At 69.0% G+C, this 23,266-nt stretch carries 22 protein-coding genes; 9 read left to right on the forward strand and 13 right to left on the reverse strand.

The genetic code is table 11. The annotated features are described in order from the left end of the window. Positions 1–114: 114 nt before the first annotated feature. From KVA01_RS05380 to eat, 5 genes are read right to left on the reverse strand one after another with little or no spacing between them, the layout of a single operon-like run. Positions 115–891, reverse strand: a complete 777-nt coding sequence (locus KVA01_RS05380; RefSeq protein WP_141269218.1) for a 3-oxoacyl-ACP reductase — start codon at positions 889–891, stop codon at positions 115–117. Between the two features lie 56 nt (positions 892–947). Continuing rightward, positions 948–2,306, reverse strand: a complete 1,359-nt coding sequence (locus KVA01_RS05385) for an aldehyde dehydrogenase family protein (RefSeq protein WP_141269220.1) — start codon at positions 2,304–2,306, stop codon at positions 948–950. Then, positions 2,303–3,079 (reverse strand): gamma-glutamyl-gamma-aminobutyrate hydrolase family protein, encoded by a 777-nt coding sequence (locus KVA01_RS05390; protein WP_141269222.1) that lies wholly within the window; start codon positions 3,077–3,079, stop codon positions 2,303–2,305. The genes KVA01_RS05385 and KVA01_RS05390 overlap by 4 nt, the downstream gene beginning before the upstream one ends. Before the next feature lies 1 nt (position 3,080). Next, positions 3,081–4,463, reverse strand: a complete 1,383-nt coding sequence (locus KVA01_RS05395; protein WP_141269224.1) for a glutamine synthetase family protein — start codon at positions 4,461–4,463, stop codon at positions 3,081–3,083. A gap of 48 nt (positions 4,464–4,511) precedes the next feature. Then, positions 4,512–5,945: an ethanolamine permease gene (eat, locus tag KVA01_RS05400; protein WP_141269226.1), complete on the reverse strand. Its 1,434-nt coding sequence runs from the start codon at positions 5,943–5,945 to the stop codon at positions 4,512–4,514. 207 nt (positions 5,946–6,152) lie between these two features. Between eat and KVA01_RS05405 the strand changes: the two genes are divergently transcribed. Further along, on the forward strand, positions 6,153–6,860 hold the full coding sequence (locus KVA01_RS05405; protein WP_141269228.1) for a FadR/GntR family transcriptional regulator: 708 nt from the start codon (positions 6,153–6,155) through the stop codon (positions 6,858–6,860). Between the two features lie 27 nt (positions 6,861–6,887). Here the strand turns inward: KVA01_RS05405 and KVA01_RS05410 are convergent, their stop codons facing one another. From KVA01_RS05410 to KVA01_RS05425, 4 genes are all read right to left on the reverse strand, one after another. Next, positions 6,888–7,271 (reverse strand): RNA-binding S4 domain-containing protein, encoded by a 384-nt coding sequence (locus KVA01_RS05410; RefSeq protein ID WP_141269230.1) that lies wholly within the window; start codon positions 7,269–7,271, stop codon positions 6,888–6,890. 249 nt (positions 7,272–7,520) lie between these two features. After that, positions 7,521–9,038, reverse strand: coding sequence for an APC family permease (locus tag KVA01_RS05415; RefSeq protein ID WP_141269232.1), 1,518 nt, complete (start codon positions 9,036–9,038; stop codon positions 7,521–7,523). Continuing rightward, complete coding sequence (locus KVA01_RS05420) at positions 9,035–9,961, reverse strand: universal stress protein (protein WP_141269234.1); 927 nt, start codon at positions 9,959–9,961, stop codon at positions 9,035–9,037. The genes KVA01_RS05415 and KVA01_RS05420 overlap by 4 nt, the downstream gene beginning before the upstream one ends. Beyond that, positions 9,958–11,418: a flavin monoamine oxidase family protein gene (locus KVA01_RS05425; RefSeq protein ID WP_141269236.1), complete on the reverse strand. Its 1,461-nt coding sequence runs from the start codon at positions 11,416–11,418 to the stop codon at positions 9,958–9,960. The genes KVA01_RS05420 and KVA01_RS05425 overlap by 4 nt, the downstream gene beginning before the upstream one ends. Positions 11,419–11,548: 130 nt before the next feature. Here KVA01_RS05425 and KVA01_RS05430 point away from each other — a divergent pair, with 130 nt between their 5' ends. Next, entirely contained in the window at positions 11,549–12,250 is a 702-nt protein-coding gene (locus KVA01_RS05430; RefSeq protein ID WP_233438768.1) for a TetR/AcrR family transcriptional regulator, read from the forward strand. Positions 12,251–12,265: 15 nt separating this feature from the next. Here KVA01_RS05430 and KVA01_RS05435 read toward each other — a convergent pair whose 3' ends face one another. Together KVA01_RS05435 and KVA01_RS05440 are read right to left on the reverse strand one after the other, a co-directional pair. After that, complete coding sequence (locus KVA01_RS05435) at positions 12,266–13,699, reverse strand: gamma-aminobutyraldehyde dehydrogenase (RefSeq protein ID WP_068466786.1); 1,434 nt, start codon at positions 13,697–13,699, stop codon at positions 12,266–12,268. Positions 13,700–13,897: 198 nt separating this feature from the next. Further along, positions 13,898–15,280 carry a YncE family protein gene (locus KVA01_RS05440; RefSeq protein ID WP_141269238.1) on the reverse strand — a complete coding sequence of 461 codons (1,383 nt, stop codon included), beginning with the start codon at positions 15,278–15,280 and terminating at the stop codon, positions 13,898–13,900. Positions 15,281–15,396: 116 nt separating this feature from the next. On the opposite strand from KVA01_RS05440, the gene KVA01_RS05445 reads away from it, so the two are divergent. The 5 genes from KVA01_RS05445 (at position 15,397) to KVA01_RS05465 (ending at position 18,886) form a co-directional block, all read left to right on the forward strand. Further along, positions 15,397–16,299 (forward strand): NAD(P)-dependent oxidoreductase, encoded by a 903-nt coding sequence (locus KVA01_RS05445; RefSeq protein ID WP_233438769.1) that lies wholly within the window; start codon positions 15,397–15,399, stop codon positions 16,297–16,299. Beyond that, a complete protein-coding gene (locus KVA01_RS05450; protein WP_141269240.1) occupies positions 16,296–16,784 on the forward strand; it encodes a carboxymuconolactone decarboxylase family protein in 489 nt (162 codons plus the stop codon). Before KVA01_RS05445 ends, KVA01_RS05450 begins: the two co-directional genes overlap by 4 nt. Beyond that, the gene (locus KVA01_RS05455) at positions 16,781–17,911 is read left to right on the forward strand and encodes a pirin family protein (RefSeq protein ID WP_082810152.1); all 1,131 of its coding nucleotides are present in this window, start codon (positions 16,781–16,783) and stop codon (positions 17,909–17,911) included. Before KVA01_RS05450 ends, KVA01_RS05455 begins: the two co-directional genes overlap by 4 nt. A gap of 116 nt (positions 17,912–18,027) precedes the next feature. Continuing rightward, complete coding sequence (locus KVA01_RS05460; protein ID WP_068466792.1) at positions 18,028–18,390, forward strand: GNAT family N-acetyltransferase; 363 nt, start codon at positions 18,028–18,030, stop codon at positions 18,388–18,390. A gap of 145 nt (positions 18,391–18,535) precedes the next feature. Next, a complete protein-coding gene (locus KVA01_RS05465; RefSeq protein ID WP_068466794.1) occupies positions 18,536–18,886 on the forward strand; it encodes a DUF488 domain-containing protein in 351 nt (116 codons plus the stop codon). 63 nt (positions 18,887–18,949) lie between these two features. On the opposite strand, the gene KVA01_RS05470 is transcribed toward KVA01_RS05465, so the two are convergent. Next, entirely contained in the window at positions 18,950–19,903 is a 954-nt protein-coding gene (locus KVA01_RS05470) for a hypothetical protein (RefSeq protein ID WP_170221122.1), read from the reverse strand. Positions 19,904–20,397: 494 nt separating this feature from the next. Between KVA01_RS05470 and KVA01_RS05480 the strand changes: the two genes are divergently transcribed. Together KVA01_RS05480 and KVA01_RS05485 are read left to right on the forward strand one after the other, a co-directional pair. Further along, positions 20,398–21,360, forward strand: coding sequence for a hypothetical protein (locus KVA01_RS05480; RefSeq protein WP_068466798.1), 963 nt, complete (start codon positions 20,398–20,400; stop codon positions 21,358–21,360). 213 nt (positions 21,361–21,573) lie between these two features. Continuing rightward, a complete protein-coding gene (locus tag KVA01_RS05485; protein ID WP_068466799.1) occupies positions 21,574–21,765 on the forward strand; it encodes a CsbD family protein in 192 nt (63 codons plus the stop codon). Between the two features lie 109 nt (positions 21,766–21,874). On the opposite strand, the gene KVA01_RS05490 is transcribed toward KVA01_RS05485, so the two are convergent. Beyond that, on the reverse strand, positions 21,875–23,230 hold the full coding sequence (locus KVA01_RS05490; RefSeq protein WP_068466801.1) for an MFS transporter: 1,356 nt from the start codon (positions 23,228–23,230) through the stop codon (positions 21,875–21,877). Between the last annotated feature and the right edge of the window lie 36 nt (positions 23,231–23,266).

Consider the following 23,266-nt stretch of genomic DNA (forward strand, 5'->3'; position numbering starts at 1 on the left):
CGCCGGGTGGGGGCGACGCTGCCGATCCGAGCCGCACCGCGGTCACGACGCGCAGCGGGGACGTGTCGTCCGGCTCTCCGGACGACACGTCCCCGCCGCTGACTTCCCTGCCCGTCAGAGCGGAGTGACGTACGCACCCGAGATGCCGCCGTCCACCAGGAACGTGGACGCCGTCATGAAGGAGGAGTCGTCGCTCGCCAGGAACGCGACCGACGCCGCCAGCTCCTCCGGCTCGGCGAAACGCCCCAGGGGGACGTGCACGAGACGGCGGGCCGCCTTCTCCGGGTCCTTGGCGAAGAGCTCCTTCAGGAGAGGGGTGTTGACCGGCCCGGGGCACAGTGCGTTGACCCGAATTCCCTGACGGGCGAACTCGACCCCCAGTTCACGGCTCATCGCCAGCACGCCCCCCTTCGACGCGCTGTAGGAGATCTGGGAGGTCGCCGCTCCCATCACCGCCACGAAGGATGCCGTGTTGATGATCGACCCCTTGCCCTGTTCCTTCATGTAGGGGATCGCGTACTTGCAGCAGTAGTACACGGAGGTCAGGTTCACCTCCTGGACCCTGCGCCAGGCGTCGATGTCGGTGTCCAGGATGGAGGCGTCGTCCGCCGGGGAGATCCCCGCGTTGTTGAAGGCGATGTCCACGGACCCGAACTCCTCGTGGGTCCGCGCGTACAGGGCCTCCACCTCTTCCTTGTTCGTCACGTCCACCCGGACGAACATGCCGTCGACCTCGGCCGCAGCCTTTTCGCCGGTGGCGGGATCGATGTCCGCGATCACCACGCGGGCTCCCTCGGCGGAGAGCCTGCGGGCCGTGGCAAGACCGATGCCGCTGGCACCTCCCGTGATGACGGCGCTTCGGTCGACCAGACGACGGGCATTGACATCCATGAATTCTCCTTCTTTCGACTTTCGAACTGGTGCGGCGGAGGGTTTCCCCGCGCGACTCACTGACTGGAAATGAAGACGTTCTTCGTCTCGGTGAAGGCGTCGGGCGCGTCGGGCCCGAGTTCCCGTCCGAATCCGGACTGCTTGAAGCCGCCGAACGGGGTCCAGTAGCGCACCGAGGCGTGGGTGTTGACGGACAGGTTCCCCGCCTCCACGCCGCGGGACACCCGCAGTGCACGGCCGACGTCGCGGGTCCAGATCGAACCCGACAGGCCGTACTCGGTGTCGTTGGCCACCCTGATCGCGTCCGCCTCGTCCTCGAACGGCACCACCGAGATGATCGGCCCGAAGATCTCCTCCTGGAACACCCGCGACGTCGTGGACGGCAGCAGCACCGTGGGAGGGAACCAGAACCCGGCACCGGACGGGGCAGACCCCTGGAAGGCGACCGGGGCGTCGGAGTCCAGGAAGGATGCCACGGAATCCCTGTGGTGCGCCGAGACCAGCGGCCCCATCTCAGTGCCCTCGCCCCAGGGGTCCCCGCACGTGAAGTCCTTGACGGCCGGTTCGAGCAGTTCGAGGAACCGGTCCAGCACCGAGCGCTGCACCAGGACCCTCGAGCGGGAGCAGCAGTCCTGCCCTGCGTTGTCGAAGGCACCACCCGGCGTGGCGGCCGCGGCCGCTTCCAGGTCGGCATCCGCGAAGACGATGTTCGAGTTCTTCCCCCCGAGCTCCAGGGTCACTCGCTTCACCTGCTCGGAGCAGCCCGCCATGATCTTCTTCCCCACGCCGGTGGAGCCGGTGAACACCACCTTCCGGACCGCTGGATGAGTGACGAACCGCTCCCCCACCACGGAGCCCTTGCCCGGGAGCACGGTGAAGACCCCCTCCGGGATACCCGCTTCGAGCGCCAGTTCCCCCAGCCGGATGGCCGTCAGAGGTGTGATCTCGGCCGGCTTGAGGACCACGGTGTTCCCGGCCGCGAGCGCCGGCGCGAACCCCCAGCCGGCGATCGGCATCGGGAAGTTCCACGGCACGATGATGCCGACGACCCCCAGTGGTTCGTGGAAGGTGATGTTGACGCCCCCCGGCGCGGGGATCTGACGCCCTGAGAGGCGTTCCGGTGACCCCGCGTAGTAGGTGAGCACGTCCCGCACGTTGCCGGCTTCCCACCGCGCATTGCCGATGGTGTGTCCGGCGTTGCGCACCTCGAGTGCGGCGAGGTTCTCGATGTCCGCGTCCACGGCATCCGCGAAACGGCGCAGCAGGCGGGCCCGGTCCGCCGGGTCCACCGCCCGCCAGGTAGCGAAGGCCCGCTGCGCGCGGTCGATTGCGGCGTCCGTCTCCTCCAGCGAGGCCATTCCGACGGACTCCACGACCTCTTCCGTGGCGGGGTTGATGATGTTCGTTGCGCTCATGAGATCGGAGCGTCCTTTCGGTCTGGGGAAATCGAGGTGCTGGTCCGGTGGTGGTGTGCATACTCGCGGGCTGCAGCGAGGAACCCGTCGAAGAGCCGCACGTCCTGGCGGTTCTCCTCGGGATGGAACTGCACGCCCAGGGTCCAGCCCCCGGTTGCGGTCTCCACGGCTTCCACCGTTCCGTCGTCCGCGCGGGCGGTGACAACAAGGCCGTCTGCCACCCGGTCGAGCGCCTGGTGGTGGTAGCAGGGAGAGTCGGCCGACTCCCCCAGGAGTTCCGCACACCGGCTGCCGGGAGCCGTGGCGAAGTGCACGCGTCCGTACACACCGGGTTCGGGCTGGTACCGAGCGGCACCGGGGTTCACGTCCGGCAGGTGCTGCTCGAGCGTGCCCCCGAGGGCGACGTTCAGGACCTGCGCGCCGCGGCAGATCGCGAACAGCGGCAGCTCCATGTCGAGGGCCCTGCGGGTCAGAGCGATGTCGTGCTCGTCCCGCGAGGGCTGCGACCTGGTCCTCGGGTGGGGCTGCGCCCCGTAGAAATCAGGGTCCACGTCCACCCCACCGATCACCACCAGGCCGTCGACGAGATCCAGGACGTCAGGGTCCGTGCCCAGGGGCGGGAGCAGCAGTGGTACGCCCCCGGCGCGGACGATCCCTTCCACGTAAGCCCCGGGGACGATCGCCGCCGTGGCATTCCACACCCCCCAGGAGCCCTCCTGGTAGTACGTGGTGACGCCGATCCGCGGGCGCCTGACGTCCTCCTGCCCCGCCATGTCAGAGCCTCTCGAAGCCACGTCGCAGCTCCCAGTCGGTGATCGCCGCCTCGAAGGCGGCCAGCTCCACGTCCGCGTAGTGGACGTAGTGGTCCACGACCTCGTCACCGAACAGTTCCCGGGCGAGCTGCGAGCCATCCAGCAGATCCCGGGCCTCCCGCATGGTGGAGGGCACCACGGGAGCGTCCGACTCGTACGCGTTGCCCTCCATCATGGGCTCCAGCTCGAGCTGGTGCTCGATGCCGTAGAGACCCGATGCCAGCATGGCCGACAGCGCCAGGTAGGGGTTCACGTCGCCACCCGGCAGGCGGTTCTCCATGCGGGCCGACTGCCCGCTGCCCACCAGACGGACCGAGCAGGAGCGGTTGTCCATGCCCCACGCCACCGCCGTGGGGGCGAAGCTGCCCTTGACGAAGCGCTTGTAGGAGTTGATGTTCGGTGCGTAGAAGATGGTCAGTTCCCGCATCCCCTTGAGGACGCCGGCGATGAAGTGATCGTAGACCGCGGTCCGCTCGCCCTTCTCCTTGTCCCAGAACACCAGTTCACCGTCGAGTCCCCGCAGGGACATGTGGATGTGGCACGAGCTGCCTTCGCGGTCGTTCGGCTTGGCCATGAACGTCACCGATTTGCCCTGGTTGTGCGCGATCTGCTTGGACGACAGCTTGTACACCACGTGGTTGTCCGCCGTGACCATTCCGTCGTCGTACCTGAACGCGATCTCGTGCTGGCCGTAGTTGCACTCGCCCTTGGCGTTCTCCACGGTCAGCCCGGCCGCGTACATGGCGTTGCGGACCTCGCGCAGCAGCGGTTCGACGCGCTGCGACCCGAGCAGGTTGTAGTCCACGTTGTACTCGTTCGCCGGTTCCAGGTTCCGGTAGTCGGAGTCCCACGCATCCTCGTAGCTGGTGTTGTAGACGCAGAACTCCAGCTCGGTACCGGTCAGCATCGTGAAACCCATGTCCTTGGCACGATCGAGCTGACGACGGAGCATGGCCCGGGGCGACATGGGGATCGGTTGCCCGTCGTGCCCCACGAGATCGCACTGGATCATCACCTGACCCGGGTTGTGGGGCATCAGACGGATGGTGTCCAGGTCCATGTCGAAGCTCATGTCCCCGTACCCCGCCTCCCAGCTGCTGATGGCGTAGCCGGCAGGCGTGTTCATCTCCGTGTCCACCGCCAGGAGGTAGTTGCAGCCCTCCGCGCCCTCATCGAGGATCGCGTCCAGGAAGAACTGGGCGTGGTTGAGCTTTCCCTGCAACCGGCCCTGCATGTCCGTGAATGCGAGCACCACGGTGTCGATCTCCTGGTCCAGGATCTTCTTCCGCAGTTGGTCCACGGTGAGCATTCGATCGTTTCGGGGGTGCTTTGCTTCTGCGCTCATGTCGTTCATTCCTCAGTGGGTGTCAGTGGTGCGACGGTCGGTGCAAATTCATTGGAGAGACGTTTCGGCGCTCTGGACGAGGGCGAATTCCTCCTCCGGTGCGTTCGCCACCAGGTGGTGACGGCTGTAGAACCAGAAGTACGCCACGAACACCACAAAGACGCCCGCTGTGATGGAGGCGGCGGTGACATCCACGAGGAACGTGGCGACCACCGCGACGAGCGCGAGGACCATGGCGACGCCCGTCGTCACGACTCCGCCGGGCGTGCGATAGCCCCGCGGGAGGTTGGGCTCACGGAACCGCAGGACGATGTGGGAGAGGTTCAGCAGAACGTAGGAGACCGTGGCACCGAAGACGGCGATGTTGATCAGGAGACCACCGTTCTTGGTAGCGGCCGCGAGAATGAAGCCGATCGTGCCCGGCACCAGCAGGGCGACCCAGGGGGTCCGTCGCTTCCCGGTCAACGAGAGGAAGCGTGGCAGGTAGCCCGCGCGTGACAGGGCGAACAGCTGCCGGGAGTAGGCGTACATGATGGAGAAGAAGCTGGCGACCAGACCGGCCAGTCCCGCGTAGTTGACCACACCGGCCATGATGCTGTCCGGCCCGTCGACGGCGCGGATGGCCTCCGGCAACGGGTTGTCGGAGGTGCTCATGGCCTCGGCGCCCCCGCCCCCCGGCACCAGGACCAGCATGGCCGCCCCGCTCACCAGGAGGATGAGCATCGCCACGATGATGCCCCTGGGCATGTCCCGCGTGGGGTCGGTCGTCTCCTCCGCGGCGAGAGGGACACCCTCCACCGCGAGGAAGAACCAGATCCCGTACACCAGGGCCGCCAGGACCCCCGTGTACCCCATGGGCAGGAAGGCACTCGACCCAGCGGCGTCGTTCGGGACGATGTCGAAGAGGTTGGCGGCGTCGAAGTGCGGGATGAGCGCGACGACGGTGACGACGAGCGCGAGCACGGCGACCGCCGTGATCCCGAACATCAGCTTGAGAGCCTCGCCCACACCGCGCATGTGGATGCCCATGAACACCAGGTAGGTCACCAGGTAGACGGGCCACGAGTTGGTCAGCCCGAACAGCCCTAGCGCTTCGATGTACCCGCCGATGAACGTGGCAATGGCAGCCGGTGCCACCGCGTATTCGATGAGCACTGCGGTGCCCGTCGCAAAGCCGCCGAGAGGCCCCAACGCACGGCGGGCGAACCCGTAGCCTGCGCCGGCCGTGGGCAACGTCGAAGACATCTCCGCGAGGCCGAAGACCATGCACGTGTACATGACGCCCATCAGCACGAACGCGATGAGCAGACCGCCCCAACCGCCCTGGCCCAGACCGATGTTCCACCCGGCGAAGTCGCCGGAGATCACGTAGGAGACTCCGAGTCCGGCGAGCAGCACCCACCCCGCAGCCCCGGCCTTCAGCGTGCGGTGCTCCATGTAGCTGGAGTCAGCGACATACCCTGTGGTCTGCTCGTGCGGCATGGGGTTCCACCTCTGGATGTCGGAGCTCGCAAACTCAGGCCTAAAGGACTAGTTTCAGTCCATAATGATTTCCTGAAGTGTTACAGGACACACTGAGGGCGTCAAGGGGCGGAACCGGTTCCCCACCTGGGCGTGTGTCTCTCCGGAGATCCCCACGCGCTCGTAGAGTGGGGCCGGTTGTCACAGTCGAGGAGAAGGAGTCCGGTGGTGGAGTTCGGACACCCCTACGCGATTCTGCGCCCCGTTCGTTCGGGCAACACCTTCGAGGAGACCATCGAGCACCTTCTCCAGGCCATCAAGCTCGGCCTCTTCCCCCGGGGCGAGAAACTGCCCCCGGAGCGGGATCTGGCGGTGCACCTTGGGGTTTCGCGGGCCACGCTGCGCGACGCCCTGGCGGAGCTGCAGAGAGCCGGGTACCTCGAGATACGCCGGGGCCGGTACGGGGGCACCTACATCCTGGGCAGCCCCCACCTCGCCGACGGCGCGGCGGGCCCCCTGGATCCGGAGGCGTGCCAGGACGTGCTCGTGTTCCGCGCAGTGGTCGAGCCCGCGGCCGCCGAGCTGGCAGCCAGGGCGGACCTGTCAGCCTCCGCCCGGCAGCACCTGCAGACGTGTCTCACCGATGTGCAGCAGGCGGACGAGAGCACCTACCGCACCCGCGACGCCAGGTTCCACATTGCCGTGGCCGAACTCGCCGGGAGCCCGTCCCTGGTGGCAGCTGTCGCCGATGTACGAGCACGGGCAAGCGCGCTGCTGGACCAGATCCCGTTGCTCTCCACCAACCTGGACCACTCCAACGCCCAGCACAGCGCACTGGCCGAGGCGGTGCTCCGCGGGGACCCGGTCCGAGCGGAGGCCCTCATGCGCAGCCACCTCGAGGGAACCGCTTCCCTGCTGCGGGGATTCCTGCCCTGACGGGCCCAGGGGCAGGCGCGGGGGCCCTCAGTGCTCCCCGCGCAGCCTCTCCAGCTCGCGGCGGTCCTTCTTGGTGGGACGCCCCGCACCGCGGTCACGCCGCGCCACGGGCACGCTGAGCTCGGCCGGTCGCGGTGGGGAGTGGTCGATGTAGCACTGCGCGGCCACCGACGCGCCCACGCGCTTGACGATCAGGCGGCGCACCTCGAACTCCTGCTGCCACCCGGGGCGTTTCACGCTCACACGGTCGCCCACACGCACGGGCTGCGCGGCCTTCACGGGGGCGCCGTTCAAGCGGACGTGCCCGGCGCGGCACCCCTGCGTGGCGGAGGAGCGTGTCTTGAAGAGTCGGACCGACCACAACCACACGTCCAGGCGCGCGGAGGCGGGCTCGTTGCTGGGAGCAGACATGCCCTCACGGTACCCGGACGAGCCGGCCCGGTGCCCGGCCCCGACCGCGGAGAAAGGACGCGGAGAGAGGACGAAGAGAGGAGAGAGCAGAGACTCGGAGACCCCGCTCCCGCCACCCTCTGACCTGCCGACCGGGGCAGGGACTGAGGCGGCACGTCCTGGAACGCGACGACGCCGCCACCCGGGCGGTGGCGAACCACCCGGGGGACGGCGTCGTCGTCGGACCGTGTCCGGACCGCGGTCCGTGGGTCAGTCGACCACGGGCAGCTCCGTGGTCTCGAAGCGGTCCTTGAAGAAGGACGGGTTCCGGTAGTACTGCGTGACCATCACGACGACGCCCAGCAGCAGGATGCCGATCCCCAGGATGAAGACCAGGCCCACGCCCCCGATCTGCGAACCCGAGCCGTACGAGGGGTCCGTGGAGTCCACGGCCGTCTGCACGAAGAACATCAGGAGCAGGATGCCGCCCAGCAGGGGTGCCAGCAGGTTGCTCAGGAAGCTCTTCACGGACCGGAACCAGGACCTGCGGAAGTACCACACGCACGCGAGAGCGGTCACGCCGTAGTAGAAGCACACCATCATGCCCAGCGCGGTGATGGTGTCCCACAGGACGTCCTCACTCACGATGCGCATGAACGTGTAGAACAGCGAGGAGACGACCGCCGCCGCCACCGTGGCGAAGCCCGGGGACTGGAAGCGGCGCGTGATGCTCGCGAACCGACGGGGCAGCGCACCGTAGTAGCCCATGGCCAGCATGGTGCGGGCCGGGGACACGAACGTGGACTGCAGCGAAGCCGCGGAGGAGGAGAGGATCGCCAGGGACAGCAGGATCGCCATGGGCCCCATGACGGGACCGGCGAGCGCCGCGAAGACGTTCTCCTGGATGTCGGGGTTGTTCAACCCCACACCCGTGTCCCCCAGGCCGGCGAAGCTGAGCACCGCGAGACCCACCACCATGTAGAGCACCACGATGGAGAAGATGGTGGCCAGCGCCGCGCGGCCGGGAGTGGTGGCCGCTCCCTTCGTCTCCTCGTTGATGGTCAGCACCACGTCCCAGCCCCAGTAGACGAACACCGAGAGCGAGACACCTGCCGCGAACGCGGACAGCGAGCCCACGCCCAGCGGGTTGAACCACTCGGCCTGGATGGCCAGGCCGCCCTCGGCCGTGCCGTTGGCCACATGGATGAACGCCGCGACCGCGAACCACAACAGGATCAGGATCTGGAACGCGACCAGCACCCACTGCACCTTCTCGGTGGTCTCCACCCCTCGGTAGGAGATCCAGCACGCCGCCGCCATGAACACCAGACACGTGAGCACGTTGACCTGCACGTTGCCGGCCAGATCCGCGAGCTCCGGGCGCCCGGTGATCTGCGCCAGCATCAGGTAGAAGAACTCCACCGCGACACCTGCCAGGTTGGAGAGCACCAGGATGGTCGCCGCGAGCAGACCCCAGCCGCCCATCCAGCCCACCCACGGTCCGAAGGCCTTGGAGGTCCAGGTGAAGGTGGTGCCGGAGTCCGGCATGGCCCGGTTCAGCTGGCGGTAGCCCACGGCCACCAGCAGCATGGGGAGGAACCCCACCAGGAAGATGGCCGGGAGGTGGACCCCCACGACCGCCGCGGTGGGGCCCAGGGCCCCGGTGAGGGTGTAGGCCGGCGCGATGCAGGACATGCCGATGACCACTGCGCCGAGCAGGCCCACCGATCCCGAGCTCAGCCCCTTGCCCGTGCCGCCCTCGGCCTCGTTCTCGATCTCGGTGCTCATGACTCCTCCTCCGCGCTGGAAGCCCTCATGGGAAGCACGACCATGGGGATCGGCAGGTGACGGAGCATCCGGATGGCCGTGGTGCCGAGGAAGATCTGACGATCCCCGGCGAGACGGGACGAACCGATCAGGAAGACGGCGTCGGGCTGCCAGTCCACGGAGGCGATCGCCTTCTTGAGCGTCTTGCCGCGGGCCACCTTCACGGAGACTGGGACCTGGGCCCCGATCTCCTTCGCGTCGCCCTGGAGGTTCTCCTCCACCTTGGCAATGGCCTCGGTGGCCTCGCCCTGGACGTGGTCCAGGGGCAGGAAGCTCACCAGGTCCAGCTCCAGGCCGCTGCGGTACGCGGCCTCCCGGGCCTCCCGCATGATGCGGTGACCCCCCGGTCGCATGCCGATGCCGGCATAGATCCGCTGGATGGCGGTAACACCCTTGTAACCGCGGGGGGCGAGCGCCACGGGGACGCCCGCCCGGTGCAGGAGGGTGTCCGTCACGGGACCCACGGAGAACTTGGCGGTGTACTTGCCGCTGGCCGCACCCACGACCACGAGGGTCGCGTCGAACTCCGTGACGGCGGCCAGCAGGCCACCCGCCACGGAGGTCGAGGTGCGGATGTGGCCGCGTGCCACGACATCCGCGGGGACGACGTCGAGCGCCTCCTGCAGCCACTCGTTGGCCTGCCGGCGCAGCATCGGCGTCACGTCACCCACGGGCGGGTAGACCGGAAGGTACGGCTCGTCCACCCGGAGGACGCACACGACCTCCAGCTCGGCCCCGAACGCCGAGGCCATGGCGATGCCCAGACGCAGCGCGTCCCGGCTCCGCTTGTCCCCCTTGTAACCGATGACGTAGCGGAAGACGTCGTCCTTGCCGGCACCGCGCGTCTCGTCGCGGTCCCCGGCGGTCGAGGCCGGGCGGGTCACCGCGCGTTCCTCGCTTCCACGATCTGCTCGGCGGCGAGGGCACCCTGGCGCAGCGCGCCGTCCACGTGCTGGTAGCCCTCGGCCGCGAGGTCGGAGCACGCCCAGCGGATCGGACCCACGGGCTCGGACTGGATGGCGCCGTAGCGGTGCAGGCCACCGAGGTCGTAGGACGCGGCGTAGGCACCACGGGTCCACTCCTCGGAACCGAAGTCGGACTCGTAGTACACGACCGGCTCGAGGGCCTCGTCACCCAGGTAGTGGGCGAGCGACTCGAGGATGCGGCGCTTGCGCTCCTCGGCGGGCAGGCGGAAGACCTCGTCCGCCTTCTCGTCCGAGACGAAGCCCACCAGGGTGCCGCGCTCGTCGCCGTGGTTGGTGTTGTCGTAGACCTCCTGCGAGAGCTCGTTCGCCCCGAAGCCCGTGCCGGACAGGCCCTTCTCGCGCCAGAACGGGGTCTCGTAGACCGCGTGCACCTTGATGACGATGCCCAGCGACTGGTGCTGGTGCATCTGGTGCTGGAAGCGGGGCAGCGGCGGCTCGAAGGAGATCCGCGAGTAGAGGTTCGGCGGCACGGCCACGACGACGTCCTTGGCCTTGACCGTCACGCGGTCCGAGAACACACGCACCGTGTAGTCGGGGTCGTGCTCCTCGTAGGTCTCGCCCTCGCCGGCCCACTGGATGGTGCGCACCGCGGAGTTGAGGAAGACCACGGCGTCCGTGCCGCCCTCGACGACCTCGGTGCCTTCGTCCACGCCCAGCTGCTCGGCCATGGTCTCGGACACGGACTGCATGCCACCCACCACGCGGCGGTCGAGGATGAAGTCCTCGTCCACCAGGTTGGAGAAGGAGCCGGCCGATGCCGCCATGAGCACCGCCTGCAGCGCCGAGAAGGCGTGCGAGGGCTTGGTGAGCATGCCACCGGCGATGTAGATGCCGATGTTGTTGCAGGCCTCTTCGTCATCGCTGTTGCGGCGCAGCCAGTCGTGGAAGGACACGGTGTCCAGCTCACGGGCCTTCTCGGCGGCCCACGGCTCCTTGGCCCCGACCTCGGCGGCGAGCTCGTCCAGGATCCCGATGAGCTTGTCCATCTCCTGCTGCGTCTTCTCGGACGCGGGGAACATGTGGCCGGAGTAGGTGTGACGGGTGCCGTCCGGGGCGATGTAGACGGACTCGCCCTCGCGGTAGCGGGCGAAGGTCTCCAGGCCCAGCTCGTCCGCGAGGTCGAGCAGCACGGTCTGGTCCGGGGAGATCCACTGGCCGCCGATCTCGAGGAACGCACCGTCGATCACGTTGGACCAGGTGCGCCCGCCCACGCGGTCGCGGGCCTCCAGGACGGCCACGGACTTGCCGGCCTCCTTGAGGCGGCGGGCCGCCATGAGACCGGCGGGGCCGGCACCGACGACGACGACGTCGCGCTCGATGGCCTGCTGGGAACCGAATACTCGTTGTTCAGACATTGCTTTTCCTTTCAGGAAATGTGGCTAGCTTTTATAGGCGGGTCATATCTGATCCGGTGAACCCTTTAGAGTGGTGCACCCGTGCATCTGCATCGATCAAAGCCGTGTTTGCGGCGGACCAGGAGGAGCGTTGACGCAGGTTTCCCCGGACCGCGGCCGTGGCAGGCCCCGCACGCCGATCCTCACCCGACGCCGGATCACCAACGCCGCAATGGACCTGATCCAGACCTCCGGGTACCGCTCGTTGACGATGTCCGCCCTGGCGGCACAGCTCGGGGTCTCCGCGTCTGCTCTCTACAACCATGTGGGCTCCAAACGGGACATCATGATTCTGGTCCAGGACCGGGTCAACGAGGAGATCGACTGCTCCGGGTTCGAGGTGGAGGAGTGGGACGCGGCCCTCGAGATCTGGGCCCGCTCCTACCGGGACGTGTATTCCCGGAACATCCCCCTGATCCCCGTCATTGCAGTGCTGCCGGTGGCGAATTCCCCCCATACGCTGGCGATGTACGAGAAGGTGACCGCCGGACTCATGAAAGCCGGCTGGCCCGAGCCGTGGGTGGTCAATGCCGTGACGGCCGTGGAATCTCTGGTCTTTGGTTCGGCCTACGACGCCACCGCTCCCGACGACATCTTCGATCCCGGTGATCTCAACGACGTCGCACCAATCTTTTCGGCGGCCGTGGCGAGCCGGGATCTTGTGCTCACGCTCGACGAGGACGAGGTGGAGGTCCGCAGCGGCGCCGACGCCGCGTTCGACCTCGGCCTGCGCTGCCTGCTCGCGGGATTCCGCCAGGAGCTGGCGGCCCTGCGCCACGGTGTCTCACCCTGACGCAGGGCCTGCACCTCAGGCCTCGAGGGAGTGCATCACGTGCTTCACCCGGGTGTACTCCTCCACGGAGTACAGGGAGAGGTCCTTGCCGTAGCCGGAGTGCTTGAAGCCGCCGTGCGGCATCTCGGAGACGAGCAGCATGTGGGTGTTGACCCACACGCAGCCGAAGTCCAGGTCCCGGCTGACCCGCATGGCCGTGCCGTGGTCGGACGTCCACACGCTGGAGGCCAGCGCGTAGAGGACGTCGTTCGCGAGCTCCACGGCCTCCTCCTCCGAGCTGAACGTCTGGACCGTGAGCACGGGGCCGAAGGTCTCCTCCTGCACGAGGGCGTCGTCCTGGTGCATGCCGGTGATCACGGTGGGCTCCACGAAGAAGCCGTCCGTGCCCTCCACCGGCTTGCCGCCGGCCACCACGGTCGCGTGTGCCGGGATGTTCTCGAGCTTCGTGCGGACGTCCTCGAAGTGGCGGACGTTGTTCAGCGGGCCGAAGTCGTTCTTGGACTCGTCCGCGTCACCGGTGACCGTCTTCTTGGCCTGCTCCGCGAGAAGCTTCACGAACTTCTCCTCGACGCTCTTCTCCACGAGGATGCGGGTGACCGCGGTGCAGTCCTGGCCGGCGTTGAAGGTGCCGTACTGGACGAGCTGCTCGGCGGCGCGCTCGAGGTCCGCGTCCGCGAAGACGAGGGCGGGCGCCTTGCCGCCGAGCTCCAGGTGGGTTCGCTTGAGCCCCTCCGAGGCGCTGCGTGCCACGGCCTGTCCCGCCCGCACCGAGCCGGTGATGGAGACCATCCCGGGCACGCGGTGGGTGGTGAGCAGCTCACCGGTCGTGGCGTTGCCGAGCACCACGTTCAGGACGCCCGGGGGCAGGATCTCCCCGGCCAGGCGGGCCAGCACGAGCGTGGACTCGGGCGTGGTGTCGCTGGGCTTGAGCACGATAGTGTTGCCGGCCGCCAGAGCGGGACCGATCTTCCAGATGCCCATGAGCAGCGGGTAGTTCCAGGGGGCCACCTGTGCCACGACGCCCACCGGCTCGCGGCGGATGTAGGAGGTGTGCTCGGACATGTACTCCGTGGCGGCGCGGCCCTCGAGCGTGCGGGCGGCACCGGCGAAGAAGCGGAGGTTGTCCGTGCCCGCGTCCACCTCTTCCGAACCGATCTGCGCCCTGGGCTGGCCCGTGTTGCGGTGCTGCGCCTCGACGAGCTCGTCCTTGTGCTCCTGCAGGGCGTCCGCGAGCTTCAGCAGGGCGTCCTGGCGCTCCCCCGGCGTGGTCCTGTTCCAGGTCTTGGCGGCCGCGGCGGCGGCCTCGAAAGCGGCGTCGACGTCCTGCTCGTCCGAGACGGGCGAGATGGCGACGACCTTCCCGTCGGACGGGTTGACGATCTCGATGGTCTCCTGACCGTGGGCGGCCACGAACCGCCCGTTGATGAAGTTCTGGAGTGTCTCGGCCATGGGTGTCTCCTTACCGGAACGACGGACCTACGGAACGCATGGCCCTTGGTGACCCCCCGGGCCACGCGAGTCGTCTGTAGTTTAGATCACCCTAAATGATCGTCATTCATTTATGAACCCGCCGGAGAAACAATTGCGTACGGGGTCACCGGTACCGGTGACCCCGTACGCAACAGGTCTTCGCGTCCGCGCGGGGCGTCAGTGCTGGTGGGAGCCCTTCCCTGCCCGGTCAGCGGGCGCGGGCGCCTCCGGCTTTCCCGTGGTCACGGCCAGCTCCACCGGGGTCTGCGGGAGGTCCTCGGTCTTGCTCACCGTGCCGGCCGCGAGGTCCACCACGTGCAGCTTCTTGTTCTCCGCGTCCGTCACGTAGGCCTTGCCGCCCGCCACCTTGACCGCGGGACCCGGCTGCTGCCAGTCTTCCTTCTCCTGCCACGGCTGGATCACGTCGATCTTCCGGGTGACCGCGCCGGTGTTCTGGTCGATCACGTTGAGCTTGCCGTCGTACGTCAGCACGAGCCCTTCCCCCTGCGGACCGCGCGCCAGGGAGCGGAACCAGTAGGAGGAGCCCAGATCCACGAGCTTGTGGGACTCGTCGCGGGTGTCGAACAGCGCCACACGGGTGGGCCGCTCGTGCTCGGCGTCCTTGTCCGTCTTGTAGTCGCCCAGCACCACCGGGGACTTCTCGGAGCCGGCCAGGTTGCCGGATCGGGCGTAGGCATTCTTCACCGCCACCTTGTGGAAGGCACCGTCCCGGTAGACCACGGGCCCGTTCTCGCAGCCCACCACCACCGTGTCCGTGGTGGCGCCGGCAGCGGCCACGGCCTCGCCGTGCACACCCGGGCAGTCGGTGGTCTCCGCCGCGACCGAGCCGTCCTTGGCCAGCACCTGCACGGTGTGCCGCTCGTCCTCGGTGCCCTTCGTGGTGAACAGCGTGCCGTCCGCGAGCTCCAGCGCCACCCCGTGGTGCGGGGCCGCCGCCTTCTTCTTCTCGACCTCCAGCGGGCCCTTCTCCTTCAGCGCCTCCGAGGTGAAGGTCTGGATCGAGCCGTCACCGTCCCCGAAGAGCGTGGTCTTCCCGCCGTGGACCACCACGTGCCCCGCGTGCGGCGCCTCGAACGAGCGCTGCGTCAGCGCCGGGGCGGACTCGTAGTAGTGGTAGTGGTCCCCGTGGGCCTTCGCGTCCAGTCCGGTGTCGAAGACCGTGAACCGGTCACCGTCCGAGACCATCACGTGCCGGCCGTCCCCGGCGTCGTTGAGCCGCAGGAAACCGTCCTCCGGGACGTCCGCGACCACCTCGCCGGACTCCGTGTCCACGGTGAGCAGCCCGCCGTCGTAGGAGACCACGGCGCGCGGGGTGAGGCTCTGCACCTCCGTGGGCCCCTGTGCGCGGGCCGTCGCGTCCGCCGCGCTGCCGGAGGAGGACGACGACGCCGCCCCGCCCGTCTGCACGCACCCGGCGAGCAGTAGCGCGGTCACCCCCAGGGACGCCACCGCGAGCGGAACGCGGGCCGGTCGGAGGGCAGATCCGCGCGCTGCGGAGGAACGGACGGGGGACGAGGAAGCGCTGGCTGGTCTGTGCATGGGGACAGGTTAAACGTAATAAGAATCATTTTTATCTAGGCCGATGAACTACCCCGGGGCGTCATCTGGCGGGCCACAATGGGTGTGGAACCGCCCGCCCGCAGACAGGAGCGATCATGACCAGCACACCTCGCACCGTGGGAGTCATCGGCCTGGGAGCCATGGGGGCACCCATGGCCGGGCACATGGTCGCCGCCGGGCACGACGTCGTCGTGCTGCGCCACAGCCAGTCGAAGGCGGACGGGGCGCGCCCCGTGGACGAGCCCCGTCACATGGCGCGGCAGGCGGACCTCGTGGTTCTGGTGGTCCCGGGCGCGGACGAGATCGACGCCCTGCTGCCCCACCTGGCCGAGGGCGTCACGGAGCGGGACCCCGGGTACGGGCGGATCGCCGTCGTCGTCTCCTCGACCGTGTCCCCGGAGGACGTGGCGCGCTGGCACGCCGAGTACCCGCTGCTGACCTTCGTGGACGCACCCGTGTCCGGCGGCGAGGCCGGGGCGGTGCGGGGCGACCTGTCGATCATGGTGGGCGGGGACGACGCCGAGGCCGTGGGTGTGACCCTGGGGGTGCTCGAGTGCTGCGGCCGGCCGGTCCACCTGGGGCCGCTGGGGGCCGGGCAGGTGGCCAAGGCGTGCAACCAGCTGATCTGTGCGGCGGAGATCGTGGCCCTGTCCGAGGCGTCGGTGGTCGCGGAGCGGGCGGGGCTGGACCTGGCCGAGCTGCTCGAGCTGATGCAGCGCGGCTACGCCGGCTCCGTGGTCATGGCGGACAAGACCCCCAAGCTCGTGGCCCACGACTACACGACCTCCGCGCGCGCGAGCTTTGTGCACAAGGACGTCGCCGCGTACCTGGACGCCGCCCACGCCACCGGCACGCGCTCCGTGGCTGGGCGGACCCCTGCTCGACGCCGCGCGGCGCCTCGTGGACGACGGCTTGGGCGAGCGCGACTCCGCGGTCTTCCAGCAGTGGGTGGCCGATCAGGAGCACCACCCGCAGGTCTGACATCATGCGGGGTATGAGCACCGACACTCCCCAGGACCCGCTGCACTTCTACCTGGACAAGTCCAACCCCGCCGCCTGGAAGGCCATCGGGGCGCTGTCCAACGCCGCCAAGGAGCAGGCGCAGCAGGCCGGCCTGGACCCGCAGCTCGTGGAGCTCGTGATGCTGCGCGTGTCCCAGATCAACGGCTGCTCGTACTGCCTGGACGTGCACACCAAGCGCGCCGTCAAGGCCGGTGTGAGCGACCAGCGCCGCGGCCTGCTCCCCACGTGGGAGGACGCCGCCGTGTACTCGGAGCAGGAGAAGGCGGCCCTCGCCCTGGCCGAGACCGTCACCCGGCTGCCCGGCCCCGAGGACCGGGACGCGTGCCAGGTGGTGAGCCACGGGGCCCTGACGGACGAGCAGTACTCGGCGGTACAGTGGCTCGCCATCACCATCAACACGACCAACCGCATCTCCATCATGTCGCACCACCCGGTCCGCCGAGAGAAGGACAGGTCATGACGAACCCCGAGAAGAACCCGCAGCCCACGGTGTGCACCAACCACCCGGACCGTTCCGCGGCCGGGACCGGGCTGAGCAACGGGGTCGCCGTGGCGGCAGGCGAGAACGGTCCCGTGGAGATCCTGGAGCCCCGCGCCGTCCCCCTGGGCGGACCGCGCGGCATGACGGTCCAGCGCACTCTGCCGCAGAAGGCCCGTTCGCTGATCGGGGCGTGGTGCTTCCTGGACGCCTACGGCCCGGACGACGTCGCCGCGACCGGCGGCATGAAGGTCGCCCGCCACCCGCACACGGGGCTGGCCACGGTGTCGTGGCTGTTCGAGGGCCACATCGACCACATCGACTCCGCCGGCAACTGGGCCACGGTCCGGCCCGGCGAGGTGGACCTCATGAACGCTGGGCGCGGTATCACGCACTCCGAGTTCTCCACGGCCGACACCACCGTGCTGCACGGCGTGCAGCTCTGGCACGCGTTCCCGGACGCGGACCGCTTCGGCGAACCGGGTCTCGACAGCCACCGGCCGGAACCCGTCACCGGGGAGGGCTTCTCCGCCCGCGTCTTCCTGGGATCGCTGCTCGGGGTGACCTCCCCTGTGGCCACCCGCCTGCCGCTGACCGGCGTGGAGCTGCACCTGGAGCCGGGAACCCCCCTGGAGGTCGAGGTCCCCGCGGACCACGAGCACGGGCTGCTGCGCGTCACCGGTCCCCTCGCGCTCGACGGCGTGGGCATCCCCCGGCACGGGATCGCCTACACCGCGCCAGGGCGGGCCACCCTGCGGATCACCGCCGGTGACGAGCCCGCCCTGGCCGTGCTGATCGGCGGGCAGCCGCTCAACGAGCAGATCGTGATGTGGTGGAACTTCGTGGGCCGCTCGCACGAGGAGATCGAGACCTGGCGGCGCGCCTACATGGAGGAGATGGGATTCACGGCGCCCTCCGCGGACTCCCCGCTGCCCGCTGACCGGGTGGGCGGCTCCGTGGCGACCGGTGCCTTCGAGGTCGACGAGCTGCTCGGCAGCTCCTACGACGACGGCCGCCCCTTCCCGCAGTTCGGGACGTTCCCTCCGGGTCAGCCGGCACCCCTGCCGGCCCCCGAGCTGCCGAACACCACGCTGCGCGCGCGGGGGTGAGCGGGCGGCGTCGTCGCGCGAACCACGCGCACGAGGACGACGCCGCGCGAGCACCCGGCGCAGCGCCCCGGGCCCACCACGAACCAGCCAGAATCCGTCCGTCCGAGGAGGACACCATGAGCGAGAACCCCACCATCGAGAACCCGCAGGTCTCCCTGGGCGCCGACGAGCAGGGCACCCAGCGCTTCGAGATCCGCGTGGACGACCCCGCGGACCCGGTGGGCTTCACCGTGGCCATCGACCACCAGGCCGGCGAGAAGAAGCAGCGGATCTTCCCGCACACCGAGGTGGACGACGCCTTCGGCGGGCACGGACTGGCCTCCACCCTCGTGCGCGAGGCGCTCGACGCGACCATTGCGGACGGCTATGAGCTCGTAATCTTCTGCCCGTACATCAAGTCGTGGATCAAGAAGCACCCCGAGTACGAGCAGTACACGGTCAAGCCGACCACGGACCACCTCGCGGCGCTGCGCGGCTGACCCGGGCCGAGGTACATCAGCGGAGCAAACGCACGCTGGCGGTGCCCCAGGGTGCCTCAGCGGAGCAAAGGCACGCAGGAGGCCCCGCAGGCTGCACTGGCGGAGCAAAGGCACGCGGCCGGAACGGCGGGTGTATACCGGAAGCATGAACGTTGTGGTGAAACGCATCTATGATGAGCCCGCCCAGAACGACGGCACCCGGGTGCTGGTGGACCGCGTCTGGCCGCGGGGCATCCGCAAGGCGGACGCGGACCTCGACGACTGGAACAGGGACGTGGCGCCCTCCACCGAGCTGCGCAAGTGGTACGGCCACGACCCGGAGAAGTTCGACGAGTTCTCCCGCCGCTACCGCGAGGAGCTGGACACCGAGGCAGGCCGCGAGGCCCTGCAGAAGCTGCGGGACAGCGTCAAGGGTAAACGCCTGACCCTGCTCACGGCCTCCAAGGCGGCGGACATCAGCCAGGCCGCCGTGCTGCAGAAGATCCTCTCGGACTGAGCGGCCCCGCTGCGGGGTCTCAAGACCCGCGACCTATCCGGGTGGGCAGCAACGCCGCCCCGGTCAGTGCGCCGTGAAGCTCCAGGCCTGCTCCGTCTCCACGACCACGTACCGGTCGCCCTCGCCCACGGTGACGTCCAGGTCCGCGGGGGCCTGGTGCCACTGGTGCGCGTCCGGGAGGCTGAGGTCGTCGGCGGGATAGACCTCGACCGTGGGCACATCCGCCTTGTCCTGGCCGGGGACGCTGAGGGTGTAGCCGGTTGACGCCCCCGCCGGGATCCGGAAGACCGCCGAGCCGTTGCCCGCGACGGTCGCCCCGCGCTGCACCTCCGGAACCGAGGAGAACGGGTAACCGGTGACCTCCCAGGTCATGCCCTTGTTCCCCTGCGCGTAGAGGACGCCGGTGTCACGGGTGAGGCCTCCCTCGTTGATCAGCCTGGACCCGGTCTGTCCCGACCGGAGGAGCGTCGTGGACATGGACGTCGTTCCGCCTGTCTTGTCCTTGCCGCTCACGAAGAACAGCCCCTTGCCCGTGCCGCCGGCCTTCCAGACCAGCAGCATCGGGCCGTCGTGGGAGGGGACGGTGATGGTGGCCGCGGGGTCGCCCTCGGTCAGGCTGGACTCGGCGAAGGTTCCGCTCTTGTGGAACAGCGCCTTCCCCGTGGGCGCGGGCAGTGGGTGCGCCCCGGTGTCGGCTTTCGCGCCCGGCGAGGGAACGGTCGTGCCGTCCGCAGCCTGCCCCGACGACGACGCCCCGGCCTCCTCGCGCGGTGTCGCCACCTCCCCGGTGCTCTCCGGCGCGGGATCGTCCCCGCCACCGGCGGAAAAAGTCTTCAGCCCCACGAAGACCAGCAGGCCCACGACGAGCAGCAGCACGAGAGCCCCCACGGCCACGAGCGCCACGGCGACGCCCACGGGCACACCCTCACGAGCGGCTGCGCCGGTGTTCCACGAGGGCGTGTTCGCGCCGGAACCCTCCGGCCTGCCCTGACCCCACACGGGCGCGTACTCCTCCACGGCGTGCGGACCCCGCCCGTCCGAACGCGGCCCGGGATACGGTCCGGCTCCGCTCCCGGGACCGGCACCGGGCCCGGGACCGGCACCGGGCCCGGGACCGGCACCGGGCCCGGGAGGCCCGTAGGGGTCGAAGGTGAGCCGCGGGTCGAAGCCTCCCTGCGCCCCCGGGTTCGTGCCGTCGCCGGCGCCCCAGTTCGGGTTCCGGCCATCACCGGCGTTCGGAACCGGATTGGTGCCGTTCCCGGCGTTCGGGCACGGTCCCAAAGGTCCCGGACGGCGCTCCTCGGGCGGCTCGGGAGGGGTGGCACCTGCAGACGTACTCATGGAAACCTCGCACCGTGGTGATCTTTCGGTCATCCTCCCACGGGAGGGGCCGTGCCACACCGGTGCGGGCTTTTGAGACCCTTCCAGGATCGCCGCGTACCGTGGTTCCCGGTCGTGAATTCGCTTCATACCGGACCCTGACCCCCCCACCACGATCGAGGTCGATTCCCATGCGTTCCCGTTCCGTCCCCCTCGCCTCCGCCCTCTGCCCCCTCCTGCTGCTGACCGGTTGCGGCGCTGGCTCCACGGAAGCCGACGACGCCGCGGACGGCGGCGGCGCAGCGTCGTCGTCGTCCCAGAGCAGCGAACCGGAAACCACGCCCTCCCCCACCCAGCCGGCGGAACTGATCGGGGGCGGCACCACCCTGTTCCCGGACCGCAGGTTCGTGGCGCTCTACGGCCACCCGGGAACCCCCGGCCTGGGCGCGCTCGGCGAGCAGGGACCGCAGGAGTCGGTGTCCCGCGTGAAGGAGCTCGCCGCGAGCTACGAGCCGTACAGCGAGGAGAAGGTGGTCCCGGCGTTCGAGATCATCGCGACCACCGCCTCATCGGATCCCGGCCCGGACGGCAACTACTCCAACGAGTCGCCCATCGAGGAGCTCGAGCCGTACGTGAAGGCCGCCGAGGACAACGGCGTCTACGTGGTCCTGGACCTGCAGCCCGGCCAGGCGGACTTCCCCTCCCAGGCCAAGCAGTACGAGAAGCTGCTCAAGCACCCGAACGTGGGCCTCGCCCTGGACTCCGAGTGGCGCCTGGCCCCGGGACAACTGCCGCTGCAGCAGATCGGCTCCGTGGACGCCTCGGAGATCAACGAGACCGCGGAGTGGCTCGCCGGCCTCACGGCCGAGAACAAGCTGCCGCAGAAGGCCATGATCCTGCACCAGTTCTCCATGTCCATGATCCGCAACCGGGAAGCCATCAACACGAGCCACCCGGAGCTCGCGTACGTGCTGCACGCGGACGGGCACGGCACCCCGGACCTCAAGACGGGCACCTGGAAGACCCTCCAGGAAGGCCTGCCGCAGGGGATCCGGATGGCCTGGAAGAACTTCTACGACGAGGACACCCCCATGTACACGCCGCAGCAGACCTTCGCGATCACCCCCAAGCCGTGGTTCGTCTCGTACCAGTGAGGCCCGCACCCGTGAGGTCCCGGGGCTGAGGCTGCGGGCGAGACCACCGGCGAGGCCCGCGACGGAGTCATTGGGTCCGCGCGGATAAGGCCGCAGGAGGAACGGCAGACGCGGGAGTTCGCCGCGGGAAAAATTTCCGGCAGCATCCTTCCCTTCTTCCCCGGGGCGGGTCTAGATTGTGAGCACCTGTTCGATCCACGGAAGGAAGTGCCTATGGGACTCGGTGACAAGATCAGCAATGCTGCGGAGAAGGCTTCCGGCACCGCCAAGGAAAAGCTTGGTGACGCCACGGACAACAAGGATCTGCAAGCTGAAGGCGCCGCGGACAAGGTTTCCGGTGGCGCAAAGCAGTCCGTGGAGAACATCAAAGACGCCGGCAAGAATCTGAAGGACGGGCTGAGCTGAGCTCCGCACCCGCAACCTTTTGACCGGAGGGCCCTCGTCGCGAAAGCGGCGGGAACCTTTCGCATGCCCGGGCTGCTCCGCCGGGACGGCCCGGCTGTGGCGGGGGGGGTCAGCGCACCCGGTAGCGGCGTCGCGCCACGATCAGGCTCACCAGCGACAGCAGGGCGACGGCGGCGTAGTAGATGCTCGGCGCGGTGAGGGAGCCCGTGGCGGACACGAGCCACGCGAGGGCCAGCGGTGCGAAGCCGCCGAACACGGTCACGCCCAGGTTGTAGGCCACGGACATCCCTGTCGTGCGGATCTCGGTGGGGAACATCTCCGTGAGCAGCGCGGGCAGCGGGCCGAAGTACATGGCCATGATGATGCCCAGCACCGCCTGCACCACGGTCAGGGTGGCCACCGACGGCACGGCGACGAGCCACAGGAACAGCGGGTACACCACCACGACCCCCACCGCGGCGGCCACGAGCATCAGCTTGCCGGGTCCCACGCGGTCCGCCAGGTGGCCGATGAACGGCGAGCCCACCAGGGTGACCAGGCCCGCGACCACACCGCCCAGGTACGCGGCCCAGGAGGGCAGGTCCAGGTTCTGGATGGAGTAGGTGGGCATGAACAGGATCGTGTACACGGACATGGACGCCAGCCCCACCACGCCCGCCGCGGTGAGCCACCGGCCACCGGAGTGCAGGATGGTCTGCGCGAGGGGGCCGCGGCCGAGGGAGGGGCGGGGCGCCGTCGTCGTCGAATCGTGGGCGGCGGCCGACGCCGCGCGCTCGCGCTCGTCCTGCAGCCGCTGGAAGTCGGGCGTCTCGTCCATGCGCAGCCGGATGAACAGACCCACGGGCCCGATCAGCAGACCGAAGACGTAGGGCACGCGCCAGCCCCACGAGTACAGGGCCTCCTCGCTGAGCAGTCGGTGCAGCACGAAGCCGAAGCCGGAGGCCAGGAAGATCGCGATGCCCTGGGTGGCCACCTGCCACGAGCCGTAGAACGCGCGCCTGTCCGGGGCGTTCTCGATCAGGAACGCCGTGGCCGTGCCGAACTCGCCACCGGCGGAGAAGCCCTGGATGAGCCGCGCGAGCAGGATGATCAGAGCGGCGGCGGGGCCGATCACCGCCGAGGTGGGCGCCACGATCATGAGGAGCGTGCCGAGCATCATGAGCACGATCGTGATGGTGAGGGCGGGGCGGCGGCCGTGGCGGTCCGCGAAGGAACCCAGCACGAGCGCACCGAGCGGGCGGATCAGGTAGGAGACGGCGAACGTGCCGAAGGTCAGCAGCGTGCCGGTCACGCGGTCGATGCCGTCCGACTCGAAGAAGAGCTTGGAGATCACCACGGCCAGGGACGAGTAGACGATGATGTCGAACCACTCGAGCGCGTTGCCGATCGAGGAGGCGACCACGGCGCGGCGTGCGGTGACGCGCTGCTCGTGGGTGACGGGTGTGCCGACGGTCGTGGTGCTCATACTTGCACCGTAAACCATTTTCACCGTGGGCCTCCC

Source organism: Kocuria varians, assembly GCF_006539885.1.
In the GTDB taxonomy this organism is placed as follows: domain Bacteria; phylum Actinomycetota; class Actinomycetes; order Actinomycetales; family Micrococcaceae; genus Kocuria; species Kocuria varians.